Here is a 24,357-nt window from a genome sequence, read left to right on the forward strand (position 1 = left end):
ATGGGCAAGTTCATCGCGGATCCCGGCCGTGTGCGGCGGGGTGGTGAGATGATGGCGGATCTGCCCGACAGGGTGAACAAGATCCGTGACAACTTCGTCTCCGACAGTCAGACCTACCGGCCCTGGGCGGGGTTCAACGACGACTTCGCCGTCGAGGTCCGGCCGAAGTACGACGAGAACAACAACGCGTGCATCGAATTTCTCGACTCGGCGGGTCTCGTGTTCTCGTCGCTCCGGCATGCGGTCTTGAGCAACGCGCGGGAGATCGAGGGCGTGCAGTCCTACGCCAATGAGGAGATCGCGAAGCAGCAGTCGCGCCTCGAGGGACCGGGCGGGGATTCCACCGGGGGCGGTAGGCACTAAGTGGAGGAGATCGACTTTCCGCCGGACGTCCGGACGATGCTCTGGATCCTGCTGGGCGAAATGCCTTTGCAGGCCAGGGAGAATCTGGCGTGGGAAAGTCGTAATCTCTACCTTGCCCTTCAGAGGGGTCTGATCGACCTGCGCTCTGCCGCGCGGGAGACGATTCAGATGGTGGAGGAGGCGTTGCCGCCGGAGGTGGCGCAGCCGTACATCGAGAGTGTGCGGATGCTCACCGATATGCCCAACGGCGGCGACCCCGTTCAGCAGTTGTTGCTCAAGCTGGACGAAATGGCCAATGGTCAGGTCGAGTACTCCCAGAATATCCAGGGGTCGAAGTGGGAGATCATCTCCGAGATCATCTTGCTGATCGCCGAGCTGGCCATTCTCGCGGCGCTGATGGCGTTCACCGGTGGTGCGTCGGTGTCGCAGATGTTCCTGGCGAGGGCCCGGAGCAAGCTGGCGATCCTGATGATCGTCGACCGGCTGGTGCGGATGTCGCACATCGCGCCGACCCTCGGGGAGGCGATCCAGGAGGCCATGCAGACGCTGGCGGTCCGGCTGGCGCAGATGGGTCTGAACACCGGTGGCCGCAGGCCCGGCGGGGTGGACTGGTTCGACGTCGGGGTCGCGGCGGCGTTCGGTGCGCTCACCGCCGGCTTCATGGAGTTCCTCGAGAAGATCCTGAAGCCGATCAAGAACTTCTTCAAGGACATCCTCGGGGATGTGTTCGACAAGTTCAAGATCAACCGGGACAGTCTGCTGTTCAAGGGGCTGGTGAACGGTCCGCCGGTGGTCGTCACGGCCTTCGTGGTCGGGGGTACCGCGGAGAGCGCGGCCGAGGTCATCATCAACGGGGCCTTCTACGACAAGTGGGAGTTCAAGTGGGAGACCTTCGTCGGGTCCGGTACCAGCACCGTGTTCGACCTGGGTGCGGGGCTGGCCATCGGCGCCGGGGCCATCCAGATCTACAACAACTACTTCAACGACAAGAACAAGTTCACCGACTACAACAAGCTTCCCGGTCCCAACGACCCGCTGGGCACCGGGGACTCGAAGCCGCCGGTGTCCGAGAAGCCGTACGTGAGCCCGGGCGGTGCGGACGCCAAGGGCACGACGGTGAAGAGCGACCTGTTCACGCCCGGTCCGGCCCCCCTTCCGAACACGACCGTCTCGTCCGATCTCCCGGACGGGATCGGCAGCGGCCTCAACACGCCCCCGCCGCCCCCGTACTCGCCTCCGCCGCCGCCGTACTCGTCCCCGGACACACTGAACCCGGACACACTGAACACACTGCCCACCGGGGGCTCCGACCCGCTGTCCGGGCCCACCGACTTCAGCCCGCGGACGCCGGGCGGCACGAACAACCTCAACAGCACGAATAACCTCAACAGCACGAACGACTTCAACAGCACGAACAACCTCAACAGCACGAGTGGGTCGCAGGTCCCGTATCTGCCGCCGCCCACGTCGTCGCCGAACTCGCCGTCGCTCTCGCCCTCCAACTCCCCGGCCTCGTCCCTTCCGGACACCAACCCGCTGACGTCCGGACCGACGTCCGCGCGCAACGCCGGGCCCTCGTCCAGTTCGAACGCCGACTTCACCCCCGACTTCACACCGGACCTCACACCGGACCTCACACCGGACCTCACACCGGACCTCACGCCGGATGAGTCGCCGGACCTCACGCCGGATCCGACACGTGGTGTGACCTCGGACCCGTTGAGGTCGCCGAGCGACCTCCCGCAAGGGATCCAGGCGCCGAAGAGTTCCACCACCCCGGACCTGAGCAGCACGAACGGGCTCAGCGACATGGGCCTGGAGACCGACCTCGACGACGACGCGTCGATCGGTCAGGACGGGACACGCGAGGTCCGGAACGATTCCACCGATCAGGAGGACCTGCCAGGGCGCGGCACGTCCGGCCGGAACGCGAACGCACAGCCCGGCCTGGAGGACAACCCGCACCAGCAGGTGCAGGGCGCCCCGCCGGTGTCCGAGGCCGAATCCGGCTCCGTCGCGCCGCCGGCACCCATCAGCACCTCGACCGGCCCGAACGCCGCGGCGCCCGCACCCGGGACACAGGGCACACAGCCCGGTGCGCCGCAGGGGACGTCCGGTACGGGGAACCAGTCGCAGCAGTCCTCGCGGACCGACCTGAACGACCCGGGCGACCTGATCGACCTGACCGATCCGACCGACCTGCCGGACCAGCGGACGGACCAGGACGAGGACAGTCAGCAAGAGCTGACCGACGGTACGGAGCGGTCGCTCACCCCGCCGCCCCCGGGCGTCACGGACGACACCGTCACGGACCTCGGGACGAACACGAACACGGACACGACCGGGCCCGACGGCGCCCCGGCCCCGCCGCCGGGACTGCGCACGTCCTCCGACGCCCCGCGACTGGACGAGTCCGCCGCGCCGCCCGCGCCACCGCAGCCGGCCGGCACGGACCTGGCCGGTGGACCGCGCACGGGCACCGTCGGCGGCGACGCACCGACCGGTGACGCCACGACCGGTGACGCCACGTCCGACAGCACCAGCACCGATACCAACACAGACACGGACACCGACAGCGACAGCGAAACCGTCGCGGACGCGTCCACAGCGCGGACGCCGGAACTCGCCGCGCCGGTCGCCGATCCGGTCCGGCCCGAGCAGTGGCGGGCCGGGCGCCACGACGCGCCCGCCGTCCCGGTGCGGACCGAACGGATCGACCCGGCCCCGGACCTCGCCCCGGGCCGGAACTCCGACCAGAACCCCGGTCCCGGACCGCTCGACAGCCGGGAGACCCTCGTACGGATGTGGGTCCAGCGGATCCAGGCCGACGACGGCCGCTGGATGAGCAACGTGTCCCTCCACCTCCCGGTTCGCGCCGGGGAAGGCTTCGCCCAGGACGAACTCGCCGGGCTCCAGAACCGGATGCAAACGCTCCTGAACTCTCGCCTGAACAACGGTCTGCTGCTGCCGAGATCGGGTGACCAGCTTCATATCGACCTCACGCTCACGTCGGCACCCGGTCACTCCGAGGCCATCGAGCTGAGCCGGACACCCCGGCCGGACGACTCCGACCAGCTGAACTGGCGACTCCACACCGTCGACCCCGCCGCCTCCCCGGACGAAACGGCGGAGCGGCAGGCGCGGGACGACGCGGCCGTGCTCCACAAACTGCTGAACTACGCGGGCGTGCCGGACCGGGGCCGGGCGGCCGAGGCGGTGTTCCGCCGGCTGGTGCGACAGAGCGACAGCCAAGACCTCATGGCCGACCCCGGCCGGCAGCCCGATCCGGCGCCCGCCGTGCCGCTGAGCTATCTGGGGACCATCGAGGACGTCATCCAGAGCGTCACCGGTACCGGTGCGTCCGTCATCGACCACCCGCTCTCCGCGCGCGGCACCCGGCCCCTCAGCGGCATGGACGACCCCGCCGGCGCACCGCGGATGCCGGCACCCGAGCAGTCGGACCCCGCCGGCCCGATCCCGCCTCCCGCCCCTGTCCGGACCACCTCGGCCATGGGCACCGCCGCCGTGACGGGCACGGACCAGGAGCAGTCGGACACCGACCCGCCGCCGGCTCTCGACGAGACCCCGCCGCCTCCCGCCAACGCACTCGAACCCGGCATGGGCCAGGGCACGGGCCAGGGACCGGGCGCGTCCTCGGGCGCGGGCAAGGGCAAGGGCAGGAGCACGGATTTCGGCCCGGACTCCATCGGCGATGCGATCCCGGCCGACATCACCGACGTCACCGACACCTTCGCGGTCGACCTCGCCATCGACGAAGCACGCCAGGAGCACGACAACGCCCTCACCGCCTTCAACCAGGCCGTCAGGACCGCGGGCGTCCTCAACCAGCGCGTGGAGAGCGGCCGGGGAGGCACCGACGACGCGGCCAGACTGTACGACGCGTGGCAGGACGTCGAACACGCCCAGCGGCGGTTCGACGCCGCCGTGGACAGGCTGCGTGACCTCGGCGCGGACACCGCCGTCGACGCCGCGGTGGCGGCGATCGTTCCGCGTGTCAGCCGTACGGACGCCGAACGGCAGCTCACCGCCGCCCTGGTCACCGCGGACGACCTGCCCGACGACCCGCCGCGACTGGCACTCGACGAAACCGTCACCAAGGACCAACTGACCGCCGCCGGCGTCACACTGAACGACGGCCCCGCCGGGCTCCAGGTCGCCCTCAACGGATTCGTTTCCGTCCGGGACAGCGGGCTCGACGCCGTCAGCCACGTCCGGCTGCTGATGAACCGGCCCGGGCCCTGGACCGACACGCTCGACGGCATCGCGGCACGCGCCGCCCGCCGTACCTGGCGGGACGCCTACGGAGACTTCGCGCTCGCGACGTTCCAGGCGTCCGGGGTCCCGGCCGGCACGGACCCGGCCGAAGCCTGGCGGCGGGCGACGTCGCTGGTGCTGCCGCTGGAGCTGCACCCCGTGCTCGCCGACTCACGCCATGCGCGCGGCGACTTCCGCGACGCCGTGCGACAGGTGGCCGAACACCTCGCCGTACATGGCGCGGAGGCCGTTTCGGGTGTGGAACTGGCGGGTCGGGTACGGCGTGAGCTGGGCCTGCCCCCGCGTCTGCTCGGTGGCGCGCCCGGGTCTTCCCCGGTGGTGGTGGGGTTTGATGCGGGTTCGTCTTCGGTGGGCCGGGACGAGCGTCGTGAGTTGAAGGCGTTGGCGAGTGAGGTCGCGTCGGCGGGGCTGCTGAATCTGCGGGCGGGGTTGTCGGCGCCTGAGGTGGTGTTGACGGGGTTCGGCCGGGGTGGGCGTTCGGCTCGGGATCGTGTGGACGCGGTTTCGGGGTTGTTCTCGGATTATCTGACGCGGGCGTTGGAGGATCTGGGCGCGGGTGATTTCGCGGATTCCTTCGGGATCACTGTGCGGGTGGGGAGTGGTGGTTCGGGCCGGGTGACGGCCGAGGTGGTGTCGCCGCAGTATTCGGGTGCCGTGGCCGAGTTGGAGCGGTTGCGGCTGCTGGAGAATCCCGGTGGTGTTTTCGACGTCGACGGGCTGGCGCGGCGGATTCTGCACCTGGGTGACGGTGCGGTGGTGGACGCGAATTCACGTACCGCGTTGTTCGCGTTGGTGGAGAACGCCATGGTCGCCGGCTGGTCGTCGAGTGTCATGTCACTCGGTTCGTATCATGTGGCGGCCAATGGCGCGTTGAACCATGAGCGTCATATTGTGTTGGGAGATGGTTCGTACCAGGGGTTGAATCTCACTGGGCAGCCGGTGGGTGTGGTGGATACGTCGCAGGTGTGGCAGCGACGTAATGGCCAGTTCCAGGGTCCGCTCGAGCCGATGTGGGACAACAGCCGTGGTGCGTATGTGGTGGTGGCCAATGGTGGCCACGATCACGTTCTGATTCCTTGGGGTCAGGGCGAGTTGCGGGTTCCGTGGCAGGAATTCGTGGAGTTGGTGGCGCGTGACCCCGGAGTGACGGGGCTCCCGGCCGGGACGCCGGTCGTGCTCGTGCTGAACCACGGTGGTGACCAGGGCCTGGCCATGCCTCGGACGCTGGCGTTCCGGGCAGGGCGGGACGGGATCTGGGCGCACAGCGGTCTGGTGAGCCTGGTCCATGACGCGGCGTCCGGGTTGAGCAGGATCGTCATTGAGAATCAGCGGGCGCAGGGGATTCCTCTGGGCGGTTGGTTCGGCAGCGACGCGAATGACCTCGGCCCGAGTGGGGTTCCGGACGAGGGCTTTGTGACCGCTCTGGACGGGACCGTGCTCCCGGACAGTTCGATCAAAACGCGGACCATTGCCGAGGACGGCCGGTCGTTCGGTCGTGTGACCATGTCCGACCCTGACCTTGTTCTGAATGAGCCGATGCTTGAGGCTCTGAGCGAGATCTCCGAGTTCTCGCAGTTCGACCCGGTGACGGAGCGGGCGCTTGGCGAGGCGGAGCCGCTTCTCGAGGCGGGGCGGCCGGTTTATCACTTCTCGCAGCACGGAATGCCGATGCGCGGGGTGATGGAGGTGACGGATGGCCGTCCGCCGGTTCAGGTGGGCGGTGTCGAGACGGGTCGGTTCATCACCCGCCGGCCGAGTATGAAGAAGCTCGGTCCCAAGGCTGTTATTGATCTGGGGTCGTGCTGGGCCGACGCGCTCGCGGAGGATCTGCCGTATCTGACGGACGCGGGAACGCCGCCGTACGTGTTCGATGTTCTGGGCACGACCTCTTACGCACAGGGTGTGGCGAACGGCAGTGATGCCGATGTGCTCGCGGTGGACCGCGTCCATGTGCTGGTGCGTAGTGCGAATCCGAAGACGGGTGTGCTGACCGGGCCCTCGGGCGAGCGGGGTGTCCGGCGTCTGCTGCCCCCGGATCCGGCTGTGGCCGAGCTGACCCGCATGGCGCGGTGGGCGGGGCTGCATTCCGACTCGGGCCCGGCCTCCGAGCAGGTTCTGGATACGGCGTTGCGGTTGGTGCGGGCCCTGCGTCGGTCGTTCGGTGCGGAGGTCGAGGCCGACAAGGCGAATCCGCAGGGCGAGTATCGGGCGTTGCTGCGGGGTATTGGCGCGCTGGAGAACATGCGGCGGGCGGATCGGCACCTGCGGGTGGCGGGCCCGTTCACCCTGCACCACCTTCACCTGGCCGTGCATGCGCGTCATCAGCGGACCAGTAATGACGCGCCGCCCCCGGACGATATCCGCCGGGTGCTGTTCGATGCGGCGCGGAAGGCGGATGAGGCCCAGGGCGGCCAGTTGACGCTGCACGCGTATACGCAGCTGCCGTCGTTCGACTGGGCGCTCAAGCGGCTGGCCGGGCAGGACCTTTCCGCGCTGGCCGCCGACGTGCTGCGGCTGCCGGCCGGGCAGGCGGTGACGCAGGCGGATGTGAGCCGGCTGGTGTGGGGCACGGTCAAGGGCGCGGAAGCGCTGCGGGCCGTGTCGGACCCGGTGGCGCTGGCGAAGAAGGTCCTGCACCTGCCCGCCTCGGTGGACCTGTCGGCGGACCAGGCCGGTGAGCGGCTGCTGTGGCTGATGGCCGGTGCCGCGGTGTCCGGGTTCGACCCGTCGGACCCGGCGGACCTCGCCGCGTGGGACCTGGTGCGTCATGGCTTCCTGGACGACAGCACGCGTCTCACGACCCGTGGCGTGCCGATGGGCCGCAACTGGACCGGCCGGCAGGTCATGGGCGACATCGCCACCCAGGGCTATGTCGTCTCGCCGGACGGGTCGGTGGAGAACGGGACGCAGTACGCCCCCGGTTGGCCGGCGGCTCCGTCCAGTTCGGCGGCCAACGCGTACGTGGTCTACGCGGACAGCACGAACGGTCATCTGTCGATGCCGTGGCCGGACGGTTCCAGCCGGTGGGTGCCGGGCAGCGAGATCGCCGCGCTGCTGCGTCACGACCGCGTCAACCAGCAGATCGCCCTGGCCGCGCCGCTCCTCATGGTCGGCACCCACAACAACCCCGGCGGCCTCGCCCAGCATGTCGCGGGCCGTTCGGGCACGGCGCGCACGACCGTGCTGTCCGAGCTTCCGAGCGCCCCGGTCTTCGACCCGTCGCGCAACGGGAGCGTGATCGTGCTGGCGGGGGATCCGGCACGGCAGGACGTCGCCCACTGGCAGAGCCGGCAGCCGGCCCTCCTGCCCGGCACCTCCGGCGAGCAGGGCACCCTCCACACCTTCCCCGGCCAGGCACCTACCACCACGCCCACCACCACCCCGCCTTCCACTCAGCCGACGGTCGGCGATTCCGCCGACGGGTCGCGCGCCACCGACACGGTCCAGTCCGCGCAGATGGTCCAGTCCGAGCCGACGGTGGTTCCGCCCCAGGGGTCCACGCCCGGCGAACTGTCGGAGTATGCGCGTACCCACGGCAGCCAGTACGACGGGCATGTCGGACTCGTCATCCACGAGCCGACCCCGGACTCCGTCCTGGAGGGCCTGTACGCGCAGGTCATCGGCGCTCTCGGGGCCGACCCGGACACCTCGGAGGGCCGGGAGCTGCGGACTCAGCTCAGCGATGTGCTGAGCGCCGAGGAAGTCGAGCTGAACCGGCCGTACCTGCGCAGTGAGCAGGGCCACCGGATCACCGTCCGGCACGGTGGCCGCGACCGGTCGGTGGACGTACGGCTCGCCTACGCCGGTGTCGGGCCGTCCGCGAAGTACGGCCGGAACGGCGATCAGCGCCCCCCGACGCTGCCCGACATGCAGGTGGAGCTCCGGGCCGCGGGCGGACCGACGTCCCTGAGCGGGGAGAGCTCGGGGACCGTCCGCACCGGATCGGTGCCCTGGAGCGCGATCTTCCCGCACCTCGCGCCCGGAGCGCTGCGCTGGGGGGACAGCACGGTCAACCTGTCCGCGACGCACAACCAGCTCGCCCAGTCCATCACCGTCGCCGAGACCTTCCTGGTCACGAGCAAGCAGCAGGCCGAGGAACCCGCCCATCCCCTGGATGTCGACGGGCGCTGGCAGGTCCGGGTGGACACCCCCCGCGAGGATCCGGTCGGCAACTGGCAGCCGGAGCAGTCGCATGGCGCGCTCACGATCTGGTTCCACGAGCACCTCGCCTTCGACGGCGCCGACTCCGCCGACCTGCCGGAGCACGGAGGCGTGGACGACCTGCCGCTGTGGGGTGGCGACAGCGTCGGCGAACCGCGACGGCTGCTGACCGAACTCCTCCGGGACGACAACTTCGTCTCTCTGAAACACCTCAACGAGGACTCGGCGAGCGCGCTGGAGAACTACCTGTCCCAGCGGATGCTGCAGGGCACTCCGCACCTCCAGCGGGACGGCGGGGTGTTCTCGCCGACGCTGCTGGACGAGGACGGCAACGCGGTCGGCATGCTCGAACTCACCGCGGTGATCGAACCGGGCCGGCCGATGCGGAAGAGCGCCGACGGCAAGTCCACGCTGGAGACATGGTTCGCGCACTCCTCCAGCGTGGACCGGTCGGCGAAGCTGACCAGCGGCCTGGGGGTCGAGGGCTCGGGCGGGCCGTCGTTCACCACCGACCACGCCGAGGGACACCCGGCTGCCGGGTCGTCGTTCGGCGGCAACATCATGGGCAAGGCCGGCGTCAACTGGCAGGTCAACGAGGGGCTGAGCAGCGTCAGCAGCGCCACGCTGATGCACGGCGTGCGTACCAAGACCAGTCATCTGCTCACCCCCGCCCGGGTCACCTACACCGTGACGCTGCACCGGGCCGGCGGCGGTCAGGTCAGCCGGGAGTTCGGGCCGTGGGATGACGCGCTGCGACTGCGGATCGCCCAGCGGTCGACGATGCGGGGACACCGGCCCACCCCGGAAGAGGTGAGGGAGCTTCCCGAGCACCTGGAGAACCTGGAGAGCATCGGATACACCGAGACGCCCCTCAAGATCGAGGGAGCGGACGCCATGTTCGACCGCGCGGAGGCATGGCTGCGGAAGGAAGGGTTCCTGCCGCCGCTCGCGCCCCGGCGGCGGTCGTTGCCGTTCCGGCTGGACGAGCCGCTGGTCCTGGCCCAGCTCGAGAACCTGCGGCTGCTGCGGCAGATGCGTTCGACGTTCGGCCAGGCGACGTCGTCGCCGGACGGGGTGGACGGCGGCCAGCCGGAGTGGTTCAAGCGGCCGAACGCCGTCTCGGGGACCCGCCGGGTGCAGTTGCGGTTCTCCGTCACGCGGGACACCGGGCGGCCCTCGGTCCACGCGCGCAGGCTGCCCGACGTCCTCCAGATCGGCTCCAGCTCGTACGAGTCCAGTGGCGGGCGGCAGCGGGGCACGGCGCTGAGCGGTGCCGCGGGCGGTGGCGGCGGCTTCAACATCCCCCTCGCGGACGGTTCCTGGGGACTGAACGCGGCCCCGGACTACCTGGGCACCGGGCAGCTCACGGACACCGGGAACACCGGTGACTCGGTCGGCTTCGACCAGCTCGTCGTGACGACCCAGAACGGCAGCGAGCTGTTCGAGGTGCCCGCCAGGCTCGCCCTGGACCTGTACGAGGGCCCCGGCGACGAGCCGCACGTCCGTTTCGCCGACGGTGTGGAAACGGACGGCGACGACGGCACGGACACGGCGGGTGCCACGGACGGGACGCAGCTGGTGGCCCCGGGCGCCACACCGCACACCGTGCCGGGCAACGTCACGCTGCTGGTGCCGCACTACCGGACCCACCGGCCCGTCAGGAGCCTCGTACCCGCCGAGCCCCGGCCGGGACACGTGATCCGGGAACCGGTCACCGACGGCGGGCCGGCGGACGACCGGCGGCGCCTGAACATGGTCGACGACCAGGGCCGCCCGCTGCCGGGTCTGACCCGGCTGCCGGTGGGCGCGACCGTGGACACCGTCCGCGCCACCGCCGCGCTGATGGAGGCCCTGCGGCAGATCGTCGCGGGCACCTACCCGGGACACCCGGGGCAGGGGCCGGTGGGCCGGGCGGTGCGGCGTGCCTCCGTGACGCTGACCGATCTGGCCACGGAGGCCTCCAAGCGGGGATCCGCCGTGAAGGAGTCGCTGCCGGACGGCCTGACCGGTGCGGTCAACCGGGTCGGATCGGCGGTCAACTGGGCCGCGACGCCCGTGACCTGGGCGGCCAGGACCTCCGCGGACGGAGTGGTGGCGACCTACAAGTGGACGTCGGTCGCCGTGGCGGGCGCGTCGCTGAACGACCAGGGCACTGTCGCGTCCGAGGCCCGGCACGACGCGATCCGTCCGGCCCAGCTCGTCTCCCGGGCACCGCAGATCCTGGGCGGCGTGTACGTGGTGGAGGGCCTGACGCTGCCCGGTATGGCGGCGGACCAGGTCATGAAGCTGAAGATCAGCGGCTACCTGACCAACCCTCGCAATCTGGGCTCCGAGTCGCTCTACTCCGAGCAGAGCGTCACCGCCGGCGACACCGCGGGCCGCCAGCGCGGTGTCGGGGTCACCCATCAGGGCAACTTCCAGCTCACGGCGTTGCAGTCGGCCCCGACGCCGCCCGACCTCCTGGTCCACCAGGCCAACCCGGGCGGCCGGTACTCCCAGTCCCGCCGCACCGACGAGATCAGCACCGTGAACTCCGGTACGAAGGTCGCGCGTACTTCGGAGGAGATGGGCGACAAGCGGTGGATCGGCAACGATCTGACGCTGCTGATGACCGTCGAGTGGGGTGTGCGCAACGTGGCCGGGAACACCGTCGGCCTCGGCAGCTTCGCACCGGTGACGGTCGCGATCGACCTGCCCCGCGGGTTGACGTACGTGGCTCCCGCTCAGGCCATGGCCAGCCTGGCGGCCTGGTACCAGGGACTGTCCGGAATCCCGAGCCTGACGCAGCATCAGCTCACTGTTCCGCTTCCCGGCCAGTTCGTCCGGAGCCGCCAGCTCGGCAAGGCGAGCGTGCTGTCGGTCACCCAGCTCGACGACACGACGCACCGCAGGGAGCGCCGGGACCGGATGGGCCGGGAGCTGACCACGCTGGTGGAGAACGAGGCGCCGGGCGTCATGCAGCCCGGACACGCCTCCCACCTGCCCGGTGTGGACGCCGAGATCGCCCGCGTCACCGAGCCCGCGGCGCTGCGCGCCCTGCCCGGCCGCGGTCCCGGCGGCCAGGTGCGCTTCTACTTCCTCCACGTCGCGTACGGCGGGGCGCGACTGGTCGAGGTGAGTCTGAACGCCGAGCCGATGATGCAGACGCCCGCCCTGCGCGGCGTACGCGGCCGCCCGGCCGACGAGGGCGGCTCCCTGGAACAGATGGACACGCACATCCCCCAGGGGAAGGCGACATCCTCCGGCGTCACCACGACCCGTCAGGGGACGGTCAACCTCGTCTCCCGCTATCCGCGCCCCGGTGACGCCGGCCGTACGGACCGCGAGGGGCCGTCCATCACGGTGGCCAGTACCCGCGCCCGCACCGCCCGGTCCGACCGGACGGACGAGGACCGCTTCTGGATGCGTGCGGGGAGTGCCGCCGACTTCGAACTCGACTACCGCTTCACCGGGACGGTCCGCTCCCAGCTCGTCTGGGAGTGGCCGGCCAACATCCCCGGCGGGATCTTCCAGGGCGGGCTGCTGAACCTGTCCGGCCTCGAAGGGGACGTCGCGCAGCGGGTGCGCACCTGGATCGGGCGCCTGCTGCGGGGCCGGCCGGTCAGCCGGGTCTCCGTCCCGGCCGCGACGGCACTGCGGTTCATCGGCTCCGAGGCCGTCGAGCCGCGGCAGCACGTAGGGCCCCGGCCCCCCGCCCTGCTCACGCGTGACCCGCTGCTGCTGTCACCGCGCGAGGCCCAGGCCGAGGGCGCACTGCCGTTCCCGGGCGGCGCGCGTCTGGCGCCGACCGGGGCGACGACGGTGTACGACTACAACGCCGCCCCGCAGCTCATGCAGGCGCTGGAGGCCGTCGATCCGCGCATGGCCGCGTCCTGGGGACTGCCCGCGAACGCCTCGCCGGAAGCCATGGCCGTCCGGCTCGGCGAGCTGATCCAGGCCGGGGAGATCAGCCTCGACCCGTCCCGTGCGGCGGCGGGCCTGACCTCCAGGATGCCCGGAAGCTGGCCGCTCCAGGCTCCCGACACCGCGCCGACCCTGGAGATCTCGCTGCACAACCCGCGGCCGGTCACGGTCGCGGACCCGGGCGGCGTCGCCGTGGACCGGGTCCGCAGGCAGGTCCGCACCTCCACGACGACATCGTCGGCCGCGAGCTCCTTCGCCCTGAACCAGCAGGGCACCTACAGCCTGACGGACGGCAACTTCCAGGTGCTGGGCGTCACCTTCCCCCTGGCGGCGCAGCAGCCCCACGCCCTCTCCACCGGCGGCAACGTGTCCGCCTCCACGTTCACCCACCTGCGGATCGGCAGCGCCGCCGATCCCGCGGAACGGCGCGGCACGCGCAGCTACGAGACCCTCGTCGACACCGTCATCACGGTGAACGGCCCCGAGGGCACCCGGTACGTCACCGGCAGTTCCACCACCCGGCTGTGGGAACGCGACGTGCTCGGCTTCGGTGTCACCCCGCCGCGCCCGGGCCCCCGTATCTACGACCTGCCCGCGATGCTCGCCGACCAGGACGCGGACGACCTGCGGGACTGGGCGCGGCATCCGGTCACCGACCTGCCGGGGGTGCTGGCGGACGGCATCGACCAGCAGGACGCGTCGGCGGAACTGTGGCTCGCGCTCGGACCCGACCCGGACGGCACCCGCCTGGCCCGTGCCCTGTTCGTCGCCTCCCGGACGGCCGCGCTGGCCGGGAAGCCGGTCGAGCTGGTCGTACGCACCGACCACGGCCTGCGCAACTGGCCGTTCGACGCCGACGGCTCCCTCGCCGACACGACCGAGGCCACCCACGATGCCTGGGCGGACATACGGAACGCCGTCGGCACCTACGTCCAGGCGGTGGGGGACGAGGCGGCGGCACGTCACCGGGAAGAGGTGCTGGTACGGCGGCAGGCCGGTGCGCGGCAGGCCCTGGAGTCCGCGGACAGTGCCGTGGAGACCGCCACCACCGCGCATGACGAGGCCGACCGGGCCCACACCGTCGCCGTCCGGACCGCCGGGACCGTCCTGACGGAGCTCGCCGGGGTACGGGGCGGGATCGCCGAGGCGGAGGCGGAGATCGCGCGGCTGGAGGGGGCCGCCCGTGACGCGCGCGTACAGCACGACGCCGCTTCGGAGGAGGAGCGGCGGCTGCGGGAGCAGTGGCAGCGGGCGCTGGCCGAGGTGGAACGTCTCGAGCAGCTCGTCGGCGCCTCCCCGGAGACCGACCCGGCCGCCGCCGAACGGCGGAGCGCCCTGGACGCGGCCGAGGAACGTGCCGACGCCATCCGGGACGAGGGATTGGTCGCGACCCGGCACCGTCAGCGGTACCACGAGGCGATGACCACCGCCCGCGAGAGCGCCGACGAACTCCGGACCGGCCTCGTGGCGACCCGCGAGCGGGAGAACACCCTTGACCGTGAGCTGACACGCGCCGAGGAGGCCGTGGCCCGGGCGGAGCGCACGGTGCGGCAGGCGGACGATGACCTGCGGCGCGAGACCAGGGTCCACGACACGATCCAGGCCGAGGTCCGCGGGATCGAGCGGGACCTGACCGTGGTCCGGCAGGAACTGGGCGAGCAGGCGCGTCGGCACAGCCAGGCGTGGGCAGGACTGCCGGGCCTCGCGAGGGCGCTGGAGACCGGCCGCCGTATGGAGGGCATCGGTGAGGGGCCGTCCCTGCGCGGCTCCATGTCCTCGGCACCCGCCCGTCCGACCCGTTCCGGCCGGTTCGGCGGACAGCCCTTGTCGGAGCCGGCGCAGGCGGAGCGGTCGACGGCGTCCGGCCGGGACGACAGGGACGTGGCTCTCCGGCTCTCGCCGCCCGACGGCACGCCCGATTCCCCTTCCACTGCGACGACCTCCGGGGTGTTCGCCGGTGCGTCGGATCCGATGTTGTCGCCGCGGACTGTGATCGCGGGTCCGTCGGGGGGTGCGCAGGGGCGGAACTGGACGCGTGAGCCGGTGAAGCGGGTGTTGCCGGATCGGGTGCGTGTGACGGCGACGCGGCCGAACACTCCGGCGAAGACGGTGTCGGAGGAGGACGCGTCGTGGCCGGATGAGACGTATGTCGTCACGGCGGAGGGTGATCCCGGCGGGTTGCGGCTTCCGGATGACCGGGTGCTGGACACGGAGACGCTGGCCGAGGTGCTGGCGGCCGATCCGGAGTTGGCGAAGTTGCCGAAGCGTGTGCCGGTGCTGCTGGCCGTTCCGTTCGCGCAGCGGACGCTGGATCTGCAGACGTTGGCGAATCTGTTGGGCCGGCCGGTGGTGGGTCCCAGTGGTGAGGGTCGTCTGGTCGGTGACGGGTCGGGGAACGCGTATGTTCCGGCGCTGTTCGACCGTGCGGCGGACAAGGCGGTCGGTCTCTGGGTGCCGTATGAGCCTCTGGGCACGACGCTGCCGTTCGTGGACCGGGAGTGGACGTCGCTGGACGGGGTCGTGTTCCGGGACAGTGACGTGGATCTGCGGCCTCTGGTCTCCGAGGACCACGAGCGGTTCGGCCAGATCACCGGGCGGGACGGTGAGAGTCTGCGGAGGTCGGAGCAGCAGTTCAAGTCGTATCTCGACATGCGGCGGATCCTGCACACGGTTCCGACGGGTACCGGCGACCAGGACGCCGAGTTCGAGCGGATCACCCCTGAGCCGGCGATCTACATTTTTGCCGCGCATGCGCAGCCGGGGTGGATCTCGTTCGCTCTCCGCGACGGCCGGAAGGTGCGGTTGGGTAAGCAGGACGCGGCTCGTTTCATCGCGGGGCTGCGTGAGGTGCGGCAGTTGCCTCCGGGGCACCGGCTGGGCTTGGAGGTCTGCTTCAGCGCGTCGGACGGGAGTCCGCGTCGGAACCATCCTTCGACTGCGCCGCCGCCTCATATCGACGACCCGTGGGGCGATGTTCCGTTTGGTCAGTACACCGCGAACGAGAGCAGGCGGGACACTGACGCGGCCACGGGGCGGACGGGTCTGACGAACAGCAGCCGGGTGCTGTATGCCTCGGCGAGCGGGGTGCGGGGGCGTGTTGTCAGGTTCCGGCCTGAGCCGCTCGATCATGAGCTGGACCAGCTGGCGCGTGACGCGGGTCTGCATGAGGAGCAGGGTCCGGCGTCGGCGGAGACGCGGGCGACGATGCTGCGTCTGGTGCGCGGTTTGCGGGATCTCTTCGGTAATGATGTCGAGCGGGACCGGGGTGTGCCGGGGGGCCGGTATGAGCGGTTGGTCCAGGGCATCGGCGCGCTGGAGATGTTGCGTGACAACGATTCGGCGCTGAGCGGTGTCACGCCGCTGCGGCGGGACATGGTGGCCTTCTACGCGCAGCAGCACAGTGGGAGGACCCCGGACACGGCCGCGTACGAGTCGCTTCTCGACTTCGCCCGGGAGCGCCTGGCCGCGGATCCCGACGCGGAGCTCAGCACGGAGCTGCCGTCCCCGGCTCTGACCACGTCTCTCGCCGAACTCACCAAGTACGGCGAGGCCGCACTGCGTTCCGTGCAGGGGCTGGCCCCCGGGGTGACGCCGAGCCCGCAGCAGGTGGCGTCCACCACCTGGGCGATGGTGCGGTCCGCGCAGATGCTGTTCCACGAGATACCGCCGGCGCAGCGGGAAGCACACGGCCGCCGTGTGCTGCACCTGGACGACGCGGCCCCGTGGGACGTGGCGAAGCAGAAGAGGATCTGGGGCCTGGCCGCCAAGGCGATCGCGGAGGGTCTGGACGTCACCAACCGCGACCTGCTGGCCGCCTACCACCTGAAGGGATTCGCGTTCGTCAAGGACAAACTGCTGATGCAGGGGCAGGTGGCACAGGGCGCCAACTGGAGCGACACGCCCGCGCCCGAAGGCGTCAACTGGCGCAGCGTCGAGCAGAAGGTCAACGAGCCGGACGGGACCACCACCACTCAGCAGGTCGTGCCGGAATGGGCGAAACCAGGGCAGCCCGACCCCATCCTGAAACTGATCCATGTGGACCAGGACGGGACCATCGCGCTGCACCTGCCCGGCGGGCCGCCGATCGAAGTGTCGGAGGACGAGTTCCTGGAACTGCTGAGTCTGGACCCGCCGCTGCGCACAAGGCCCCTGGACACTCCCGTCGTGTTCCTGACCTCCGGACCCGGGGTCCTGAGCCCGGAGCTGGTGCAGCGGTTCTCCCAGGGCACCGGCCGTCCCGCCTACGGCTACAGCGGGCCGCTCGAACTGACCGCCGCCGATCCGTCGGACCCGCTCACCATCGTGGCCCTTCCGGACCCGGTCACCCAGGCCCCGGGCCGCTGGACCAAGGCCACCCGGATACCACCGAACACGACCGCCCCCGGCTCTTCTTCGACGGCGCCCGCCGGCCCGCCCGCGCCTGCTCCGGCACCCGCGCCTGCTCCGGCACCCGCGCCCGCGCCTGCTCCCGTACCCCCAACCCCCTCCGCGACGTTCGCCGGTGCGTCCGATCCGGTGCTGTCGGCGCGGACTCTGATCGCGGGTCCGTCGGGGCCTGCGCAGGGGCGGAACTGGACGGGTAAGCCGGTGAAGCGGGTGGTGCCGGGTCGGGTGCGTGTGATCGAGACGCGACCCAACACGCTGGCGAAGATCGCGTCGGAGGAGGACGCGTCGTGGCCGGAGGAGACGTATGTCGTCACGGCGGACGGTGACCCCGGCGGGTTGCGCCTGCCCGACGACCGGGTGCTGGACACGGAGACGCTGGCCAAGGTGCTGGCCGCCGATCCGGAGCTGGCGAAGTTGCCGAAGAACGTGCCGGTGCTGCTGGCCGTTCCGTTCGCGCAGCGGACCCTGGCTCTGCAGCTGCTGTCGAACCTGCTGGGCCGGCCGGTGGTGGGCCCCAGCGGTGAGGGGCGTCTGGTCGGTGACGGGTCGGGGAACGCGCATGTCCCGGTGCTGGTCGACCGTGACGCGAAGAAGGCGTTCGGTTTCTGGGTGCCTTACGAGCCTCAGGCCACGACGCTGCCGTCCGAGGACCGGGAGTGGACGTCGATCGACGGGACCAAGTTCCGGGACAGCGACGTGGACATGCGGCCCCTGGTCTCCGAGGACCACGGGCGGTTCGGCCAGATCTCGGTGGAGGACGACGGGGAACGGCGAGGCTTCGAGGGGCGTTTCTCGCGGTACTTCAGCATGCGGCGGCTGCTGCACATGGTTCCGTCGGGATCCGGCGACCAGCAGGACGGCAGCGAGGAGATCACCCCGGATCCGGCGGTCTACGTCTTCGCCGCACACGGGAAGCCGGGCCGGCTGACGCTCACCCTCCGCGACGGCCGGAAGGTATGGCTGAGCAAGCAGGACGCCGCGCGCTACATCGCCGGGCTGCCCGAGGTGCGGCAGCTGCCCCCGGGGCACCGGCTCGGTCTGGAGGTCTGCTTCGGCGCGTCGGACGGCGACCCGCGGAAGGACCATCCCGCGGCCATGCCGCCACCCCACATCGACGACCCGTGGGGCGACGTTCCGCTCGGTCAGTACACCGCCAACGAGAGCAGGCGGGACCTTGACGCGGCCACCACCCAGACCGGCCTGTCGTACGTCAATCGTGTGCTGTTCGCCTCGGGCGACGGGAAGAGGGGACGTATTGTCAGGTTCCGTCCCGAGCCGCTCGCGCATGAGCTGGACGGGCTGGCGCGTGACGCGGGTCTGCACACGGGGTCGGGTGCGGTGTCGGCGGAGACGCGGGCGACCATGCTGCGTCTGGTGCGGGGGTTGCGGGACCTCTTCGGTAATGAGGTCGAGAGTGACCGGGGTGTGCCGGGGGGCCGGTACGAGCGGTTGGTCCAGGGCATCGGCGCGTTGGAGACGTTGCGTGCGAACGATTCGGCGCTGAGCGGGCTCACTCCGCTGCGGCGGGACATGGTGGCCTTCTACGCGCAGCAGCACAGTGGGAGGCCGGCGGACACGGCCGCGTACGAGTCGCTCCTCGACTTCGCCCGGGAGCGCCTGGCCGCGGATCCCGACGCGGAGCTGACGGAGGCGGTGGCGGCGCCTGCTGTGAAGGTGGCTCTCAATGAGCTCGGCGCGTCGGGCGAGGCCGTATTGCGTACGGTGCAGGGGCTGGCCCCCGGGGAGACGCCGAGCCCGCGGCAGGTGGCGTCCACCCTCTGGGCGGTGGTCCGGTCCGCGAAGATGCTGTTCAACGAGCTGCCGCTGGCGGAGCGGGAAGCGCACGGCCGTGGTGTGCTGCACCTGGACGACACGGATCCGTGGGACCTGTCGAAGCAGAAGACCCTCTGGGCCCTGACCGCCAAGGCCCTCGCCGAGGGTCTGGACATCACCGACCGCAATCTGCTGGCTGCCTACCACCTGAAGGTGACCGGCGCGTTCGACCCGGCCGCTCTGCTGTGGCAGGGACAGAACGTCCAGGGTGTCTACTGGAGCGACACGCCCGCGCCCGAGGGCATCAACTGGCGCAGCGTGAACCAGGTGACGCGGGCGCCGGACGGAACCACCACCACCCGGCGGATCGTGCCGGAATGGGTGGGACCGGAGCTGCCCGAGCCCCTCCTGAACCTGGTCGAGGTGGACGAGGACGGCGATATCGTCCTGCACCTGCCCGGCCGTGACCCTCTTCCGGTGTCGGAGGACGAGTTCCTGGCGCTGCTGGACCTGGACCCGGCGCTGCGCACCACGCCCCTGGGCACTCCCGTCCTGTTCCTGACCTCCGGTCCCGGTGTCCTGAGTCCGGAGCTGGTGGAGCGGTTCTCCCAGCGCACCGGCCGCCCTGCCTTCAGCTACAGCGGGCCCCTCGACCTGACCGCCGCCGATCCGTCGGCCCCGCTCACCATCGTCGCCCTCCCGGAGCCGGACACCAACGCCCCCGGCAACTGGACCAAGGCCACCCGGCAGAGCACCTCCGGCACCTCCGCCATCGAGACAGGAATGGACGAGCTGGCCATTCTCGGCTCGACCGAGTCCGTGTCCTCGGGACCCGCCCGCCGGGCCGACAGGGACGAGCCGCTCACGTTCGCGCCGCCCGCCGACCCGTCTGATTCCTCCGCCACGGCCCCCGTTCCCCCTGCCTCCGGGGTGTTCGCCGGTGCGTCGGATCCGATGTTGTCGCCGCGGACTGTGATCGCGGGTCCGTCGGGGGGTGCGCAGGGGCGGAACTGGACGCGTGAGCCGGTGAAGCGGGTGTTGCCGGATCGGGTGCGTGTGACGGCGACGCGGCCGAACACTCCGGCGAAGACGGTGTCGGAGGAGGACGCGTCGTGGCCGGATGAGACGTATGTCGTCACGGCGGAGGGTGATCCCGGCGGGTTGCGGCTTCCCGACGATCGGGTGCTGGACACGGAGACGCTGGCCGAGGTGCTGGCGGCCGATCCGGAGCTGGCGAAGTTGCCGAAGCGTGTGCCGGTGTTGCTGGCTGTGCCGTTCGCGCAGCGGACGTTGGATCTGCAGACGTTGGCGAATCTGTTGGGCCGGCCGGTGGTGGGTCCCAGTGGTGAGGGTCGTCTGGTCGGTGACGGGTCGGGGAGCGCGTATGTTCCGGCGCTGTTCGACCGTGCGGCGGACAAGGCGGTCGGTCTCTGGGTGCCGTATGAGCCTCTGGGCACGACGCTGCCGTTCGTGGACCGGGAGTGGACGTCGCTGGACGGGGTCGTGTTCCGGGACAGTGATGTGGATCTGCGGCCTCTGGTCTCCGAGGACCACGAGCGGTTCGGCCAGATCACCGGGCGGGACGGTGAGAGTCTGCGGAGGTCGGAGCAGCAGTTCAAGTCGTATCTCGACATGCGGCGGATCCTGCACACGGTTCCGACGGGTACCGGCGACCAGGACGCCGAGTTCGAGCGGATCACCCCTGAGCCGGCGATCTACATTTTTGCCGCGCATGCGCAGCCGGGGTGGATCTCGTTCGCTCTCCGCGACGGCCGGAAGGTGCGGTTGGGTAAGCAGGACGCGGCTCGTTTCATCGCGGGGCTGCGTGAGGTGCGGCAGTTGCCTCCGGGGCACCGGCTGGGCTTGGAGGTCTGCTTCAGCGCGTCGGACGGGAGTCCGCGTCGGAACCATCCTTCGACTGCGCCGCCGCCTCATATCGACGACCCGTGGGGCGATGTTCCGTTTGGTCAGTACACCGCGAACGAGAGCAGGCGGGACACTGACGCGGCCACGGGGCGGACGGGTCTGACGAACAGCAGCCGGGTGCTGTATGCCTCGGCGAGCGGGGTGCGGGGGCGTGTTGTCAGGTTCCGGCCTGAGCCGCTCGATCATGAGCTGGACCAGCTGGCGCGTGACGCGGGTCTGCATGAGGAGCAGGGTCCGGCGTCGGCGGAGACGCGGGCGACGATGCTGCGTCTGGTGCGCGGTTTGCGGGATCTCTTCGGTAATGATGTCGAGCGGGACCGGGGTGTGCCGGGGGGCCGGTATGAGCGGTTGGTCCAGGGCATCGGCGCGCTGGAGATGTTGCGTGACAACGATTCGGCGCTGAGCGGTGTCACGCCGCTGCGGCGGGACATGGTGGCCTTCTACGCGCAGCAGCACAGTGGGAGGACCCCGGACACGGCCGCGTACGAGTCGCTTCTCGACTTCGCCCGGGAGCGCCTGGCCGCGGATCCCGACGCGGAGCTCAGCACGGAGCTGCCGTCCCCGGCTCTGACCACGTCTCTCGCCGAACTCACCAAGTACGGCGAGGCCGCACTGCGTTCCGTGCAGGGGCTGGCCCCCGGGGTGACGCCGAGCCCGCAGCAGGTGGCGTCCACCACCTGGGCGATGGTGCGGTCCGCGCAGATGCTGTTCCACGAGATACCGCCGGCGCAGCGGGAAGCACACGGCCGCCGTGTGCTGCACCTGGACGACGCGGCCCCGTGGGACGTGGCGAAGCAGAAGAGGATCTGGGGCCTGGCCGCCAAGGCGATCGCGGAGGGTCTGGACGTCACCAACCGCGACCTGCTGGCCGCCTACCACCTGAAGGGATTCGCGTTCGTCAAGGACAAACTGCTGATGCAGGGGCAGGTGGCACAGGGCGCCAACTGGAGCGACACGCCCGCGCCCGAAGGCGTCAACTGGCGCAGCGTCGAGCAGAAGGTCAACGAGCCGGACGGGACCACCACTACCCGGCAGGTCGTGCCGGAGTGGGCGAAACCGGGGCAGCCCGACCCCATCCTGAAGGTGGTCCACGTGGACGAGGACGGGGATGTGGTCCTGCATCTGCCCGGCGGGCCGCCGATCGATGTGTCCGACAACGAGTTCCTGGAACTGCTGAGCCTGGACCCGCCGCTGCGCACAAGGCCCCTGGATACTCCTGTCCTGTTCCTGACCACCGGTCCCGGTGTTCTGAGGCCGGAGCTGGTGCAGCGGTTCTCCCAGGGCACCGGCCGTCCCGCCTACGGCTACAGCGGGCCCCTCGAACTGACCGCCGCCGATCCGTCGGACCCGCTCACCATCGTCGCTCTTCCGGACCCGGTCACCCAGGCCCCCGGCCGCTGGACCAAGGCCACCCGGATACCGCCGAACACGACCGCCCCCGGCCCCTCGTCCACGGCGCCCGCGCCGACACCCGCTCCCGCGCCTGCTCCCGCGCCTGCTCCCGCGCCTGCTCCCGTACCCCCAACCCCCTCCGCGACGTTCGCCGGTGCGTCCGATCCGGTGCTGTCGCCGCAGACTGTGATCGCGGGTCCGTCGGGTGCGCGGCAGGGGCGGAACTGGACGGGTAGGCCGGTGAAGCAGGTGCTGCCGGGTCGGGTGCGTGTGATCGAGACGCGACCCAACACGCTGGCGAAGATCGCGTCGGAGGAGGACGCGTCGTGGCCGGAGGAGACGTATGTCGTCGCGGCGGACGGCGATCCCGGCGGGTTGCGCCTGCCCGACGACCGGGTGCTGGACACGGAGACGCTGGCCAAGGTGCTGCTCGCCGACCCCGAGTTGGCGAAGCTGCCGAAGCATGTGCCGGTGCTGCTGGCCGTTCCGTTCGCGCAGCGGACGCTGGATCTGCAGTTGCTGTCGAACCTGCTGGGCCGGCCGGTGGTGGGTCCCAGTGGTGAGGGTCGTCTGGTCGGTGACGGGTCGGGGAACGCGCATCTTCCGGTGCTGGTCGACCGTGACGAGAAGAAGGCGATCGGCCTCTGGGTACCGTACGAGCCGCTGGCCACGACGCTGCCGTACGTGGACCGGGAGTGGACGTCGCTGGACGGGACCACGTTCCGGGACAGCGACGTGGACCTGCGGCCCCTGGTCTCCGAGGACCACGAGCGGTTCGGCCAGATCTCGATCGAGGACGGCGCAGGCGATCACCTGCGGGAGTTCGAGCAGCGGTTCAGGAAGTTCCGCAACATGCTGCGACTCGTGCACAAGGTTCCGGCTGGTTCCGGCCTTCAGGACGGTGAGATCGAGAAGCTGACCGCTGATCCGGCGGTCTACAGCTTCGCCGCCCACGGGAAGCCGGGCCGGATGACGCTCGCCCTCCGCGACGGCCGGAAGGTGTGGCTGAGCAAGCAGGACGCCGCGCGTTTCATCGCCGGGCTGCGCGAGGTGCGGCAGTTGCCTCCGGGGCACAAGCTGGGCCTGGAGATCTGCTACAGCGCGTCGGACGGCGACCCGCTTCAGGACCAGCCCCAGGCCGCGCCGCCACCCCACATCGACGACCCGTGGGGCGATGTCTCGTTCGGTCAGTACGCCGCCAACGAGAGCAGGCTGGAGACCACTTCGGCCACCGTCCAGACCGGCATGACGCCCAAGGACCGTGTGCTGTTCGACCCGGCCACCGGGGAGAGCGGGCGTCGAGTCACGCACCTGCCCGAGCCGCTCGCGCATGAGCTGGACGGGCTGGCGCGTGACGCGGGTCTGCACACGGGGTCGGGTGCGGTGTCGGCGGAGACGCGGGCGACGATGCTGCGATTGGTGCGGGGGTTGCGGGACCTCTTCGGTAATGAGGTCGAGAGTGACCGGGGTGTGCCGGGGGGCCGGTACGAGCGGTTGGTCCAGGGCATCGGCGCGTTGGAGACGTTGCGTGCGAACGATTCGGCGCTGAGCGGTGTCACGCCGCTGCGGCGGGACATGGTGGCCTTCTACGCGCAGCAGCACAGTGGGAGGCCGGCGGACACGGCCGCGTACGAGTCGCTCCTCGACTTCGCCCGGGAGCGCCTGGCCGCGGATCCCGACGCGGAGCTGACGGAGGCGGTGGCGGCGCCTGCTGTGAAGGTGGCTCTCAATGAGCTCGGCGCGTCGGGCGAGGCCGTATTGCGTACGGTGCAGGGGCTGGCCCCCGGGGAGACGCCGAGCCCGCGGCAGGTGGCGTCCACCCTCTGGGCGGTGGTCCGGTCCGCGAAGATGCTGTTCAACGAGCTGCCGCTGGCGGAGCGGGAAGCGCACGGCCGTGGTGTGCTGCACCTGGACGACACGGATCCGTGGGACCTGTCGAAGCAGAAGACCCTCTGGGCCCTGACCGCCAAGGCCCTCGCCGAGGGTCTGGACATCACCGACCGCAATCTGCTGGCTGCCTACCACCTGAAGGTGACCGGCGCGTTCGACCCGGCCGCTCTGCTGTGGCAGGGACAGAACGTCCAGGGTGTCTACTGGAGCGACACGCCCGCGCCCGAGGGCATCAACTGGCGCAGCGTGAACCAGGTGACGCGGGCG

General features: G+C 70.7%; 2 protein-coding genes (1 of these 2 running past the window's edge). Both read left to right on the top strand.

Features of this window, described 5'->3' with window-relative positions; translation table 11 throughout:
- Positions 1 to 363: a hypothetical protein gene (locus ACU6P3_RS18670; RefSeq protein WP_344271526.1), complete on the top strand. Its 363-nt coding sequence runs from the start codon at positions 1 to 3 to the stop codon at positions 361 to 363.
- A protein-coding gene (locus ACU6P3_RS18675; RefSeq protein ID WP_447193295.1) for a lonely Cys domain-containing protein crosses the window boundary here: on the top strand, positions 364 to 24,357 show its beginning. The gene runs 37,443 nt beyond the window's last position; 23,994 of the gene's 61,437 nt are visible here — the first part of the coding sequence; the start codon lies at positions 364 to 366; the stop codon falls past the right edge of the window. It begins immediately after the preceding gene.

The sequence above is a fragment of the Streptomyces hebeiensis genome (assembly GCF_052983195.1).

Coding starts and splice junctions, on each gene's coding strand:
- ACU6P3_RS18670 (WP_344271526.1), top strand. CDS start 1: ATGGGCAAGTTCATCGCGGATCCCGGCCGTGTGCGGCGGGGTGGTGAG.